The organism is Pseudomonas sp. FW215-R2, from assembly GCF_058789255.1.
Genome location: NZ_JBYTBO010000002.1, coordinates 330,327 through 344,085, shown reverse-complemented (window position 1 = coordinate 344,085; position 13,759 = coordinate 330,327). Strand labels below are relative to the sequence as shown.

Sequence of the window (13,759 nt, the reverse complement as noted above, 5' to 3'; positions counted from 1 at the left end):
TGCCAAGGCCGTGCAGTGTACAGGACTCAAACTTCCTACGCCTTGCGGCGGTTTATTCTCGGCGCCGGATGGTTCTATGATGGACTTCAATCCGGGAGTTGGAGTCAGCGATGCCTTTGCCGTCCATGCAAGACCAGTTCGCTGCACTGATCGCCGTGCCGTCGGTCAGTTGCACCCAGCCGAGCCTCGATCAGTCCAACCGGGCAGTGATTGACTTGCTCGCGGGTTGGCTCGGTGATCTGGGCTTCAGCTGCGATATCCAGCAGGTCAGCCCCGGCAAATTCAACCTGCTCGCCAGTTTCGGCAGCGGCCCCGGCGGGCTGGTGCTGGCCGGGCACAGCGACACGGTGCCCTACGACGATGCGTTGTGGAAAACCGATCCGCTGAAACTCACTGAAGTCGACGGCCGCTGGGTCGGCCTCGGCAGTTGCGACATGAAGGGCTTCTTCGCCCTGATCATCGAAGCCGTGCAACCGCTGCTCGACCAGCCGTTCAGGCAACCGCTGCTGATCCTCGCCACCTGCGATGAAGAAAGCTCGATGTCCGGCGCCCGGGCGCTGGCTGAAGCGGGGCGGCCACTGGGCCGGGCAGCGGTGATCGGTGAGCCGACCGGGCTCAAGCCGATCCGCATGCACAAGGGCATCATGATGGAGCGCATCGACATCCTCGGGCAGAGTGGCCATTCGTCGGATCCACGCCTGGGGCACAGCGCCCTCGAAGCGATGCACGACGCCATCGGCGAACTGCGTGGCCTGCGCCTGCTGTGGCAACGCGAATTCAACAACCCGCAGTTCAGCGTCCCGCAGCCGACCATGAACTTCGGTTGCATCCATGGTGGTGACAACCCCAACCGTATCTGCGGTCAGTGTTCGCTGGAGTTTGATCTGCGGCCGTTGCCGGGAATGGACCCGAAGGTCCTGCGGGCCGAGATCCTGCGCAAGCTCAACCCGGTTGCCGAGCGGCATCAGGTGAAGATCGACTACGCACCCTTGTTCCCCGAAGTGCCGCCGTTCGAGCAGGCCGAGGACGCCGAACTGGTGCGAATTGCCGAAAAACTCACCGGCCACACGGCCGAAGCGGTAGCGTTCGGCACCGAAGCGCCTTATCTTCAGCGCCTTGGCTGCGAAACCATCGTGCTCGGCCCCGGCGACATCGCCTGCGCCCACCAGCCGGACGAGTACCTTGAAATGTCACGTTTGCAGCCTACCGTGCATCTATTGCGGCAGTTGATCGAACATTACTGTCTCAAAGCTGTATAAATTGCCGTCCGGCCAACCCGTATTCATGAGGAGAGCGCGCGTGTCGCCAAGCCTGTTCCGACGATAACCATCAGCCCGCTGTGCGTTTTCCGTTTCGCCCTTTTTCCGGCTGCTATTTATTACAGGCCCAGGTTCATGCCCGAATACGTCAATTGGCTTCGTCACGCGTCCCCTTATATCAATGCCCACCGCGACTGCACCTTCGTCGTCATGCTGCCCGGCGACGGCGTGGAGCATCCGAATTTCGGCAACATCGTCCATGACATCGTGCTGCTGCACAGTCTTGGCGTGCGACTGGTGCTGGTGCATGGCTCCCGTCCGCAGATCGAAACCCGTCTTGCCGCGCGCGGCCTGACCCCGCATTACCACCACGGCATGCGCATCACCGATGCCGCGACGCTGGAGTGTGTGATCGACGCGGTCGGCCAGTTGCGCATCGCCATCGAAGCACGGCTGTCGATGGACATGGCCTCGTCGCCGATGCAGGGCTCGCGCCTGCGAGTGGCCAGCGGCAATCTGGTGACCGCACGGCCGATCGGCGTGCTGGAAGGTGTCGATTATCACCACACCGGCGAAGTGCGCCGGGTCGACCGCAAGGGCATCAACCGTCTGCTCGACGAGCGCTCCATCGTGCTGCTATCGCCGCTGGGTTACTCGCCGACCGGTGAAATCTTCAACCTCGCCTGTGAAGACGTCGCCACCCGCGCCGCCATCGATCTGGGCGCTGACAAGCTGCTGCTGTTCGGCGCGGACCTCGGTCTGATCGACGAAAACGGCAAACTGGTACGCGAACTGCGTCCACAACAGGTTCCGGCGCATTTGCAGCGCCTGGGCAGCAACTATCAGGCGGAACTGCTGGATGCCGCCGCCGAAGCCTGCCGTGGTGGCGTGGCGCGTAGCCATATCGTCAGTTATGCCGAGGACGGCGCGCTGCTGACCGAACTGTTCACCCGTGACGGTGGCGGTACGCTGGTGGCCCAGGAGCAATTCGAGCGGGTGCGCGAGGCGGCGATTGAAGACGTCGGCGGCTTGCTCGACCTGATCAGTCCGCTGGAAGAGCAGGGGATTCTGGTGCGCCGTTCGCGCGAAGTGCTGGAGCGTGAGATCGAGCAGTTCAGCGTGGTCGAGCGTGAAGGGATGATCATCGCCTGTGCGGCGCTGTATCAGATTGCCGATTCGGATGCCGGTGAGCTGGCATGCCTGGCGGTGAACCCGGAATACCGCCATGGCGGTCGCGGCGACGAATTGCTCGAACGCATCGAGACTCGTGCCCGGGCGCAAGGCCTGAAGACTCTGTTCGTCCTCACCACCCGCACCGCCCACTGGTTCCGCGAGCGCGGCTTCGAGCCGAGCAGCGTCGAGCGCCTGCCGGCGGCGCGGGCTTCTCTCTATAACTATCAGCGCAACTCGAAGATCTTCGAAAAAGCCCTGTGATCTGCAATTGCCCCCACGCGACTCGTGGGGGCATCTCCTTTACTCAGCGACAAACTTCGCACTGACATACGGCGAGTAGTCGGGCAGTACGCTTTCGACCTTGCCCTGTTCCTTCAGGAATTTCGCCGTTTCGCCAATCGCCTTCGCCGTGCCGCCGTCCAGCAGCGCAGTGGTCTGTTGCGCCTTGGCATCGGGGAACGCCGAACCTGCGAGCAATTCCGGGACATCGGCGGCGTTGGCACCGGTCAGTTTGGCGATTTTCTGCACCGGTACCGAGTCGGCCGTCCAGCTGTCTTTATGGGCGGCATAGTCGGCGAACGAGTCCAGAGTCACCTTGGCAAATTTGGCCACGACTTCCGGGTGCTTCTCCGCAAAGTCCTTGCGCGCTACCCAGACTTCGAAGGTCGGCGCGCCCCACTGGCCGACCTGCGCGGCATCGGTCAGGGTCTTGCCGGTCTTGCGGATCTCACCCAGCGCTGGCGACCAGACAAAGGCGCCGTCGATGTCACCGCGTTTCCAGGCCGCCGCGATTTCTGCGGGTTGCAGGTTCACCACTTTGACTTTCGAGGTGTCCAGGCCCCAGTGCTTGAGCGCACCGAGCAGGCTGTAGTGGGAGGTGGAGACGAACGGGGTGGCGATGGTCTTGCCGATCAGATCCTCGGGCTTGTTGATACCGCTACCGTTGCGAACGACCAGGGCTTCGGCGGCATTGATCTGTGCCGAGACGATGAACGCAACAATCGGCAGGTTGCGCGAAGCGGCGGCAGCCAGCGGGCTGGAACCGAGGTTGCCGATCTGTACGTCACCGGAGGCGATGGCTGTCACAACTTCCGGGCCACTGTTGAAACGGCGCCAGTCGATTTTCTCGCCGATGGTCTTCTCGTAAACGCCATCGGCCTGAGGGACTTTGCTTGGATCGATGCCGGTCTGGTAGCCGACAGTGAGGTTGGCGGCGTGGGCTGAGAAAGAAATCAATGCCGATACAAAAACTGTAACAAATTGACTAGATAGTGCGCGTTTGGCCATGATGGCGTCGCCTTTTCGATAGGGTTTGACGAATCGGGGTTTCGCCAAAGCTAAACGATCTAAAAAAAGGCTAATAAATACCATTTAGGAATGAGCTTAGTCGCCGATACGCTGTATCCCGGTGCAGATGGCCATTACAGAGCCATATACCCGAATGGTATGAAAAAGAATGAATAAATTCTTTTTGGGTTTATCAGGAAGTCTTTACCCTGCAAGGACCAAATAACTGCGATTAGACCTTGGTCGTAGACACACAAGGTTACGATTGACTTGTCAGTCACGGTCTGGCGCTAATCGCGCATCTTAGGATCCAGGGGCATCAGACCCCGGACCAGGAACACAAGAATTAGAAACGAGAGGAGCGATACATGAACAAGTCCACCTTGGCCCTGGCCGTGGCCGTAGGGGTTATTGCGCAGCAGGCAGGCGCAGCCGGTTTCATCGAAGACAGCAAGGCCACCTTGGGGCTGCGTAACTTCTACATCAACACCGATAACCGCGATGGCACTGGTCCGAACAAGAACGAAGAGTGGGGCCAAGGCTTCGATCTGCGTTTCACCTCGGGTTACACCCAAGGTACCGTTCAGTTCGGCGTTGACGCTATCGGCCTGTACGGCGTGCGTCTGGACTCCAGCCCGGCTACCAGCGGCAACTCCGCAGGTACCGCTTCGGGTGGCACTGTTTTCCCAAGCGACGGCAACCGTGCTGTGCATGACTTCGCCAGCCTGGGCGTGACCGGCAAGGTCAAAATCTCCCAGACCGAACTGAAGGTCGGTACTCTGCTGCCGAACAACCCGGTCATCAAGTACAACGATGGTCGTCTGCTGCCACAAACCTTCCAGGGCGAAGCGATCACTTCGAACGAGATCAAGGACCTGACTCTGACTGCCGGTCAGGTTGAGGCCGTGAAGGGTCGTAACTCCAGCAACAACGAAAACATGTCGATTGCTGGTGCGAACGCTGGTTCGAACTACGACAAAGGCGTGTTCAGCAACAAGTTCTACTACGCCGGTGCTGACTACAAGCTGACCAAAGACCTGACCGCCTCGTACTACTACGGCGAACTGAAAGAGTTCTACTCGCAGAACTTCCTGGGTCTGGTACACAACTGGGCAATCGGTCCAGGCGTACTGAAAAGCGACCTGCGTTACTACCGCAGCCGTGACAACGGCAACAACGGCGACACTCCTGCCTACTACACCAGCGGTTTCTACGGCGGCAAAACCGTCAAGGGCAAGGTCGACAACGATCTGTACAGCTACCTGGCTCTGTACTCGGTTCAAGGTCACACTTTCGGTGCTGGCTATCAGTACACCAAGGGTGACAGCGACTTCCCTTGGCTGAACCAGGGTGACGGCTCGTCCAACAGCACCATCACCGACATGCAGATCCAGAAGTTTGCCCGTGCCGGCGAACGTACCTGGCAAGCTCGCTACGCTTATGACTTCGCGAAAGTCGGCGTGCCTGGCCTGACCGCCGGTGTGATCTACCTGCGTGGCGATAACATCGACACTCCGGTCGGCGAAAAAACCGAGTGGGAACGTGACATCACCGTTGGCTACGTGATTCCGGAAGGCCCGCTGAAGAACCTCGGCGTTGCCTGGAAGAACGCCATGTGGCGTACCGATCTGGCGAGCACTCGCTCCCAGGACGAAAACCGCTTGATCGTCAGCTACTCGATCCCGCTGCTGTAATAGCGCTCAAGTAACCGACGTAAAAAAGCCCCGTCCGGCATCGCGCCGGACGGGGCTTTTGTGTTTTCGGGTCAGGCCCACCCCCGTAGACCTTTCCCGACATTTCCCTCTTTGCAGCAACTCAAGGCCTTCTCGAACCTTGGGGCCGATGTTCGGCGCGTTGCCGGCAGGCGTCCAGTGAACAGATGTTTAATATTCTTAAACGATATAAATATCTCGTTATTTATTCTTTTTCAGGTAGGCAAATCCCGAGCTACAGTTGAGGTCTCCAACAACTCATCAGGAGCAGCACCATGAGCCTCAGACTCGGCGATATCGCCCCCGATTTCGAACAGGATTCCAGCGCCGGCAAGATTCGTTTTCACGAGTGGCTGGGCGATAGCTGGGGCGTGCTGTTTTCCCACCCGGCGGACTTCACCCCGGTCTGCACCACCGAGCTGGGCTTCACCGCCAAGCTCAAGGATGAGTTCACCAAACGCGGCGTGAAGGCCATTGCCCTGTCGGTCGATCCGGTGGACTCGCACCACAAGTGGATCGAGGACATCAACGAAACCCAGCACACCATTGTCAACTTCCCGATCCTGGCCGATGCCGATCGCAAGGTGTCCGATCTCTATGACCTGATCCACCCGAACGCCAGCGATACTCTGACTGTGCGTTCGCTGTTCGTGATCGATCCGAACAAGAAGATCCGCCTGACCATCACCTACCCGGCGAGCACCGGGCGCAACTTCCACGAGATCCTGCGGGTGATCGATTCGCTGCAGCTTACCGACAACTACAAGGTGGCCACCCCGGCCAACTGGCAGGACGGTGATGAAGTGGTGATCGTGCCCTCGCTCAAGGATGAAGACGAAATCAAGCAACGCTTTCCGAAGGGCTACCGCGCGGTGAAGCCGTACCTGCGCCTCACGCCACAGCCGAACAAGTGATCTGACCGGGCACATCTCGTTGCAGATCGTTCCCACGCTCCGCGTGGGAATGCCGCCCGTGACGCTCTGCGTCACAGTGGACGCGGAGCGTCCATGGATTCATTCCCACGCAGAGCGTGGGAACGATCATCAGTGCTAGGGGGCGATCAGCAAAAACCACGATGCAGGGTTTCAGGCCGTTTTCACGGCCTGTTTTTTTGCCCGGAAGAACGTGAAACGTATATCTCCATAAAGAATAACCAAATGAATAAATATGATTTATGGATATATGAATCAGCTGGTAAGGTCAGTGTCATTGAAGCGAGATCGCAACCCGCGAATCGCCGGTAACGCTCAAGGAATTGTCTGAATGCTGGTCGTCTCACTCGGTGGCAGTCCCAGTCAACGCTCCCGTTCCGGGGTGTTGCTGGAGCGCTCGCAACGCTGGTTGCAGCAGCAAGGGGTGGAAGTGGTGAGTTATCAGGTGCGGGACTTCCCGGCCGAAGACCTGCTCCACGCCCGCTTCGACAGCCCGAAGGTGCTCGACCTGCTGCAACAGATTGAAAACGCCGATGGCCTGCTGATCGCGACTCCGGTCTACAAGGCGTCGTTCTCCGGCGCACTGAAGACCGTACTGGATCTGCTGCCCGAGCGCGCCCTGAACCACAAGATTGTCTTGCCGATGGCCACGGGCGGCAGCATCGCCCACATGCTGGTCGTCGATTACGCACTCAAACCAGTGCTGTCGGCGTTGAAGGCCCAGGAAATGCTGCAAGGGATTTTTGCCGAGGACAGCCAGATCGCCTACGGCGAAGGCAGTGCCGCGGCGCAGTTGGCGCCGGCTCTGGAGCAGCGACTGCATGAAGCGCTGGACCAGTTTGTCAGCGCCATGGCCCGTCGGCCGAAGCCGCTGGAGCCGGGGTTGTTGAACGAACGTTTGTTGAGTGCTCGCTGGAGCATTTGAGCCACATCGAAACTTGAAGTACTGGCCTTACTCGCCCGCCAACGGGCAAGCAGGTGCAGCCAAAACCCAACAGCAAAAAGGAGAGCGCTATGCGCACTGTATTTTTGCGTCGTGGTCTGGTCGCTCTGTTTGCTGCGGCTGTGTCCTTCGGCGCCATCACTCAAGCTCAAGCCGAGACGCTTCGTATCGGTTATCAGAAATACGGCACGCTGGTGCTGCTCAAAGCCAAGGGCACCCTGGAAAAACGCCTCGCTGCCCAAGGCGTCGACGTGCAATGGACTGAATTCCCCGGCGGCCCGCAACTGCTGGAAGGCCTGAACGTTGGCTCGATCGACTTCGGCGTCACCGGCGAAACCCCGCCGGTCTTCGCTCAGGCGGCCGGTGCCGACCTGCTCTACGTCGCTTACGAGCCGCCAGCGCCGAACAGCGAAGCGATCCTCGTGCCGAAAGATTCGCCAATCAAATCGGTGGCGGATCTGAAGGGCAAGAAAGTCGCCCTGAACAAAGGCTCCAACGTCCACTACCTGTTGGTGCGTGCGCTGGAAGACGCCGGCCTCAAGTACACCGACATTCAAACCGTATTCCTGCCGCCGGCCGATGCCCGCGCTGCGTTCGAACGTGGCAGCGTCGACGCCTGGGTCATCTGGGATCCGTACCAGGCCGCCGCCGAGAAGCAACTGCAAGCGCACACCCTGCGTGACGGTAAAGGCATCGTCGACAACCACCAGTTCTATCTGGCGACCAAACCCTACGCACAGAAAAATCCCGAGGTGATCAAGACCCTGGTGGAAGAAGTGCGCGCCGTCGGCGAATGGTCCAAGGCCAATCCTGAAGACGTGACTCAACAGGTGTCGCCGCTGCTCGGTCTGCCGGCAGACATCACCCTGACCTCGGTGAAGCGCCAGGGCTACGGCGCGCTGTTCCTGACCCCGGAAGTGGTCGCCGCGCAACAGAAAATCGCCGACACCTTCTACCAGCTCAAGCTGATTCCCAAGCCGTTGAGCATCAAGGATGTGATCTGGACACCACCGGCCGCTGTGGCCCAAAGCTCGGCGACCCAAGCTCAGTAAATCGAATTCCCAAGGAGACCACTCCATGAGCCTCAACATCTTCTGGTTCCTGCCTACCCACGGTGACGGCCATTACCTTGGCACCGCCGAAGGCGCCCGCGCCGTCGACCACGGCTATCTGCAACAGGTCGCGCAAGCGGCGGATCGACTGGGTTTCGGCGGCGTGCTGATTCCTACCGGCCGCTCCTGCGAGGATTCATGGCTGGTGGCGGCGTCGTTGATTCCAGTGACCCAGCGCCTGAAGTTTCTGGTCGCCCTGCGCCCCGGGATCATTTCCCCGACGGTGGCAGCGCGTCAGGCCGCGACCCTGGATCGGTTGTCTGGTGGTCGTGCGCTGTTCAACCTGGTGACCGGTGGCGATCCGGAAGAGTTGGCCGGCGACGGTCTGTTCCTCGATCACGAAGCGCGCTATCAGGCCTCGGTGGAGTTCACCCGGATCTGGCGTCGTGTACTGGAAGGCGAAACCGTGGATTACGACGGCGAGCACATCAGCGTGAAGGGCGCCAAATTGCTCTATCCGCCGATCCAGCAACCGCGTCCGCCGTTGTACTTCGGTGGCTCTTCGGAAGCGGCGCAGGATCTGGCCGCCGAGCAAGTGGAAATGGTCCTGACCTGGGGCGAGCCGCCAGCAGCGGTGGCTGAGAAGATCGAACAGGTTCGCGCCAAGGCCGCCAAACTCGGGCGCACCGTGCGCTTCGGCATCCGTCTGCATGTGATCGTGCGGGAAACCAACGCCGAAGCCTGGCAGGCAGCGGATCGCCTGATCTCGCATCTGGACGACGACACCATCAAACGTGCCCAGGCCTCGCTGGCACGCTTCGATTCGGTCGGCCAGCAACGCATGGCCGCGCTGCACGGTGGCAGCCGTGACAACCTCGAAGTCAGCCCGAACCTGTGGGCCGGCGTCGGTCTGGTGCGCGGCGGTGCCGGTACGGCGCTGGTCGGCGACGGTCCGACCGTGGCGGCGCGCGTGAAGGAATACGCGGCGCTGGGCATCGATACCTTCATCTTCTCCGGTTACCCGCACCTCGAAGAGTCGTATCGGGTGGCCGAGCTGCTGTTCCCGCACCTCGACGTCGAACGTCCTGAACTGCCGAAAAGCGCCGGTTACGTCAGCCCGTTCGGCGAAATGGTGGCCAACGACATCCTTCCCAAAGCCGCGTCCCAGAGCTGAGGCGCCGCCATGAAGAAATTTATCCACAGCCTCGCGCCCTGGGCGTTGCCGGTGTTGTTGCTGGCGGTGTGGCAGTTGTCGGTGTCGGCCGGTTGGTTGTCGACGCGGATTCTGCCGGCGCCGGTGGCGGTGATCGAGGCCGGCGTGAGCCTGGTGCGTAGCGGCGAAATCTGGACGCATCTGGCAATCAGTGGCTGGCGCGCGGCGCTGGGCTTCACCATCGGTGGCAGCATCGGCCTGGTGCTGGGCTTCATCACCGGCCTGTCGAAGTGGGGCGAACGCCTGCTCGACAGCTCAGTGCAGATGATCCGCAACGTGCCGCATCTGGCGCTGATTCCGTTGGTGATCCTGTGGTTCGGCATCGACGAGTCGGCGAAGATTTTCCTGGTGGCGCTGGGGACGCTGTTCCCGATCTACCTCAACACCTATCACGGCATCCGCAACGTCGATCCGGCGCTGGTGGAAATGGCCCGCAGTTATGGCTTGTCCGGTTTCAGCCTGTTCTGGCAGGTGATTCTGCCGGGGGCGTTGCCTTCGATTCTGGTCGGCGTGCGTTTTGCGCTGGGCTTCATGTGGCTGACGCTGATCGTGGCGGAAACCATCTCCGCCAGCTCGGGCATCGGTTACCTGGCGATGAATGCCCGTGAGTTTTTGCAGACCGACGTGGTGGTGCTGGCGATTCTGCTTTACGCGGTGCTCGGCAAACTGGCCGACCTCGCAGCCCGTGGACTTGAGCGTGTGTGGCTGCGCTGGCATCCGGCGTATCAAGTGGCGAAAGGAGGTGCGGCATGACCGCTCAACAACCTCCACGCCTGCTGCGCGGCATTCCGCTGGCGGTGCGCAATCTGCAAAAGACCTTCGGTTCGCGGCAGGTGCTGCGGGGTATCGACCTGCACATTCCGGCGGGACAGTTCGTCGCCGTGGTCGGACGCAGCGGATGCGGCAAAAGCACGTTGCTGCGCTTGCTTGCTGGTCTTGATCAACCCACCGGCGGCGACCTGCTGGCCGGTGCTGCACCGCTGAGCGACGCGCAGGAAGACACCCGATTGATGTTCCAGGAAGCACGGTTGCTGCCATGGAAAAAGATCATCGACAACGTCGGTCTCGGCCTTAAAGGCAACTGGCGTCCGCAAGCCCTGGAAGCGCTGGATGCGGTCGGTCTCGCCGATCGCGCCAATGAATGGCCGGCGGCCTTGTCCGGCGGGCAGAAGCAGCGTGTGGCGCTGGCTCGAGCGCTGATCCATCAACCGCGCCTGTTGCTGCTCGACGAACCGCTGGGCGCACTGGATGCACTGACCCGGATCGAGATGCAGCAACTGATCGAACGTCTCTGGCAACAGCATGGTTTCACCGTGTTGCTGGTGACCCACGATGTCAGCGAAGCGGTGGCGATTGCCGATCGGGTGATTCTGATCGAGGACGGCGAAGTCGGTCTCGATCTGCAGGTGGAGCTGCCGCGCCCTCGGGTGCGTGGCTCCCATCGACTGGCAGCGCTGGAAACCGAAGTACTCAACCGTGTGTTGTCCCTGCCCGGCGAGCCGCCGGCGCCGGAACCCGTTTCACCCTTGCCTACGCAACTGCGTTGGGCTCAATAACTCAAGCAAACGACAGGAATCAATGCCATGACTATCAAAGCCATCAACGTACGCAACCAGTTCAAAGGCGCGATCAAGGAGATCGTTCTCGGCGACGTGCTGTCGGAAATCGACGTGCAGACCGCCTCCGGCATCGTCACGTCGGTGATCACCACCCGTTCGGTCAAGGAGCTGGAACTGGAGGTCGGCAGCGAAGTGATCGCCTTCGTGAAATCCACCGAGGTGTCCATCGCCAAGTTGTAAGCCTGTGAGTAAAAAACAACCCCGAAGGGTGTGAGCCCTTCGGGGTTTTTTGTGTCTGTCGTGCGGCGCTAGAGAACCCGCTTGGGCAGGTACGGCGGCAGATACAGCCCGATATAGGCATCGAACACGCGCATCCCTTCCTCGGCCATGCGTGGCGTGATTTGCCCGTGCTGCTGCACCGAGCGGGCGTAGACGCGGTCGCCCAGTTCCATCGCCAGTGCGAACACGTCGACGTCATCCGGCAGCTTCGGCAGTTCGAAGTGATGATCGAACAGCTTGTGCATCAGGTCGCCCAGTTCCAGATCGTGCTGGCGGTCGGCCTGGGTGACTTCGGTGAGGCCGTGTTGCGCGAGGATCAGTTGCCGGGCGGCGGCGTCTTCGTCGTAGATCTCCAGCATCCGTTGCTCGACCAGTCGTGACAGGTCGCGCCAGTCGCGCAGGGCGTCGTGGTCGATCGGCGCTTGCAGGCAGGCGCGGAAGGCTGCATGGACATCCGCCGTCAGACCTTCCAGCAAGGCCGGGACGCTGGCGAAGAAATGGTAGACCGAGGAGGGTGGGATCTGCGCGCGCTCGGCGACGCTGTAGACCGACAGGCTCGCCACGCCCTCGGCGGCCAGCAGCGTGCGCGCGGCGTCGAGTATCGAATCGATCCGCGCCTGGCTGCGGGCACGGGGTTTGCGGACGGGGGCGGGACGCGTCATGAAAGTCTCCTGCGGGGCATCGGGCATTGTACGCAGAGCTTGGCCATGTGCCACAGGGGCCAATAAAAAACGCCGCGGGCTGAGAAGCCAACGGCGTTTTCTTTTTGCTGCAATCCGCTTAAACGGTATGCAGGTACCAGTTGTACTCAAGGTCGGAGATGGAGTGTTCGAACTCCTCCAGCTCGCTTTCCTTACAGGCGACGAAGATATCGATGTATTTAGGATCGATGTACTTGGCCATCACCTCGCTGTCGTCCAGCTCGCGCAGGGCATCGCGCAAGTTGTTCGGCAGGCTCTGCTCGTTCTGCTCGTAGCTGTTGCCTTCGACCGGAGCGCCCGGTTCGATCTTGTTGACCAGACCGTGGTGCACGCCCGCCAGGACCGAAGCCATCAGCAGGTACGGGTTGGCGTCGGCGCCGGCAACGCGGTGTTCCAGACGGACCGCGTCGGCGGAGCCGGTCGGTACGCGCAGGGCCACGGTGCGGTTGTCCAGGCCCCAGCTCGGCGAGTTCGGCACGTAGAACTGTGCGCCGAAACGACGGTAGGAGTTGACGTTCGGGCAGAGGAAAGCCATCTGCGCGGGCAGGGTCTCGAGCACACCGCCGATCGCGTGACGCAGTGCGGCGTTCTGCTCGGGATCCTCGCTGGCAAAAATGTTTTTGCCTTGTTTATCCAGAATCGAAATGTGGACGTGCAGACCGTTGCCGGCCTGACCCGGGTACGGCTTGGCCATGAAGGTGGTGTCCATTTCATGGTCGTAGGCGATGTTCTTGATCAGACGCTTGAGCAGCACCGCGTAGTCGCACGCCTTGATCGGGTCGGCGACGTGGTGCAGGTTCACTTCGAACTGCGCCGGGGCACTTTCCTTGACGATGGCGTCGGCCGGGATGCCTTGCTCTTTTGCACCTTCCAGAATGTCCTGGAGGCAGTCGACGTATTCGTCGAGGTCGTCGATCAGGTAAACCTGGGTCGAATGCGGGCGTTTGCCGGAGATCGGCGAGCGTGGCGGCTGAGGGCGGCCGTTCACGTTTTCCTGGTCGATCAGGTAGAACTCGAGTTCGAATGCGGCGCAGATGGTCAAGCCCAGCTCGTCAAACTTTGCAACAACTTGACGGAGCACTTCGCGCGGATCGGCGAAGAAAGGGTCACCTTCGAGTTCGTGCATGGTCATCAACAGTTGCGCGGTAGGGCGCTTCTGCCATGGCTCGTTGCACAGGGTGTCGGGGATTGGATAGCAGATACGGTCGGCGTCGCCGATGTCCAGGCCCAGACCGGTGCTTTCCACCGTCGAACCATTGATATCCAGAGCAAATAGAGAGGCCGGCAGGTTGATGCCTTTCTCGTAAACCTTGTGGAGGCTGGTGCGTTCGATGCGCTTGCCGCGCACCACACCATTCATATCCGCAATCAGAAGGTCAACGTACAGAACCTCAGGATGTTCCTTAAGGAACGCGTTCGCTTCGTTAAGCTGAACGGCACGCGGGGGTACCGACATGATGCAACACCTTTGTTGTTAAAAATATCAATCATTGATCTTTTCTGGTTTCAGTCAACCCGAACGGCCTGCCGAAGTCAAGCGAGGCCTTTTTTGCCCTGAAAAAGCGCCATGAGGGCATTTATGGGGCACTTTGGGGCACTTTTTTATCCATGGAGGACGCGCCACCCGCAGGCTTGAGCAGGCCGTGTTG

Annotated in this window: 13 protein-coding genes; 10 read left to right on the top strand and 3 right to left on the bottom strand. The window is 60.6% G+C overall.

Annotated features, from left to right (window positions below):
- Positions 1–110 precede the first annotated feature (110 nt).
- Both argE and argA read left to right on the top strand, forming a co-directional pair.
- Positions 111–1,259 carry an acetylornithine deacetylase gene (gene argE / locus AC3WRD_RS04100; protein ID WP_096817444.1) on the top strand — a complete coding sequence of 383 codons (1,149 nt, stop codon included), beginning with the start codon at positions 111–113 and terminating at the stop codon, positions 1,257–1,259.
- Positions 1,260–1,394: 135 nt separating this feature from the next.
- Complete coding sequence (argA, locus tag AC3WRD_RS04095; protein ID WP_102619648.1) at positions 1,395–2,693, top strand: amino-acid N-acetyltransferase; 1,299 nt, start codon at positions 1,395–1,397, stop codon at positions 2,691–2,693.
- Between the two features lie 39 nt (positions 2,694–2,732).
- On the opposite strand, the gene tauA is transcribed toward argA, so the two are convergent.
- Complete coding sequence (tauA, locus tag AC3WRD_RS04090) at positions 2,733–3,722, bottom strand: taurine ABC transporter substrate-binding protein (protein WP_102619804.1); 990 nt, start codon at positions 3,720–3,722, stop codon at positions 2,733–2,735.
- 365 nt (positions 3,723–4,087) lie between these two features.
- Between tauA and AC3WRD_RS04085 the strand changes: the two genes are divergently transcribed.
- The 8 genes from AC3WRD_RS04085 (at position 4,088) to AC3WRD_RS04050 (ending at position 11,370) form a co-directional block, all read left to right on the top strand.
- Positions 4,088–5,413, top strand: coding sequence for an OprD family porin (locus tag AC3WRD_RS04085; protein WP_102619649.1), 1,326 nt, complete (start codon positions 4,088–4,090; stop codon positions 5,411–5,413).
- 293 nt (positions 5,414–5,706) lie between these two features.
- Positions 5,707–6,345 (top strand): peroxiredoxin, encoded by a 639-nt coding sequence (locus tag AC3WRD_RS04080; RefSeq protein WP_102619650.1) that lies wholly within the window; start codon positions 5,707–5,709, stop codon positions 6,343–6,345.
- Between the two features lie 349 nt (positions 6,346–6,694).
- Positions 6,695–7,288 carry an NADPH-dependent FMN reductase gene (ssuE, locus tag AC3WRD_RS04075; protein ID WP_085731495.1) on the top strand — a complete coding sequence of 198 codons (594 nt, stop codon included), beginning with the start codon at positions 6,695–6,697 and terminating at the stop codon, positions 7,286–7,288.
- Between the two features lie 89 nt (positions 7,289–7,377).
- Entirely contained in the window at positions 7,378–8,358 is a 981-nt protein-coding gene (locus AC3WRD_RS04070; protein ID WP_096817451.1) for a sulfonate ABC transporter substrate-binding protein, read from the top strand.
- A 25-nt stretch (positions 8,359–8,383) separates the two neighbouring features.
- Positions 8,384–9,532, top strand: a complete 1,149-nt coding sequence (gene ssuD / locus AC3WRD_RS04065; protein ID WP_102619651.1) for an FMNH2-dependent alkanesulfonate monooxygenase — start codon at positions 8,384–8,386, stop codon at positions 9,530–9,532.
- Positions 9,533–9,541: 9 nt separating this feature from the next.
- Positions 9,542–10,324: an aliphatic sulfonate ABC transporter permease SsuC gene (gene ssuC, locus AC3WRD_RS04060; RefSeq protein WP_011336451.1), complete on the top strand. Its 783-nt coding sequence runs from the start codon at positions 9,542–9,544 to the stop codon at positions 10,322–10,324.
- Positions 10,321–11,127: an aliphatic sulfonates ABC transporter ATP-binding protein gene (ssuB, locus tag AC3WRD_RS04055; protein ID WP_096817453.1), complete on the top strand. Its 807-nt coding sequence runs from the start codon at positions 10,321–10,323 to the stop codon at positions 11,125–11,127. Before ssuC ends, ssuB begins: the two co-directional genes overlap by 4 nt.
- A 27-nt stretch (positions 11,128–11,154) precedes the next feature.
- Entirely contained in the window at positions 11,155–11,370 is a 216-nt protein-coding gene (locus AC3WRD_RS04050; RefSeq protein ID WP_007953520.1) for a TOBE domain-containing protein, read from the top strand.
- Positions 11,371–11,438: 68 nt separating this feature from the next.
- Here the strand turns inward: AC3WRD_RS04050 and AC3WRD_RS04045 are convergent, their stop codons facing one another.
- Entirely contained in the window at positions 11,439–12,071 is a 633-nt protein-coding gene (locus AC3WRD_RS04045) for a TetR/AcrR family transcriptional regulator (protein WP_102619652.1), read from the bottom strand.
- A gap of 118 nt (positions 12,072–12,189) precedes the next feature.
- Positions 12,190–13,566 carry a glutamine synthetase family protein gene (locus tag AC3WRD_RS04040; RefSeq protein ID WP_096817455.1) on the bottom strand — a complete coding sequence of 459 codons (1,377 nt, stop codon included), beginning with the start codon at positions 13,564–13,566 and terminating at the stop codon, positions 12,190–12,192.
- Positions 13,567–13,759 lie beyond the last annotated feature (193 nt).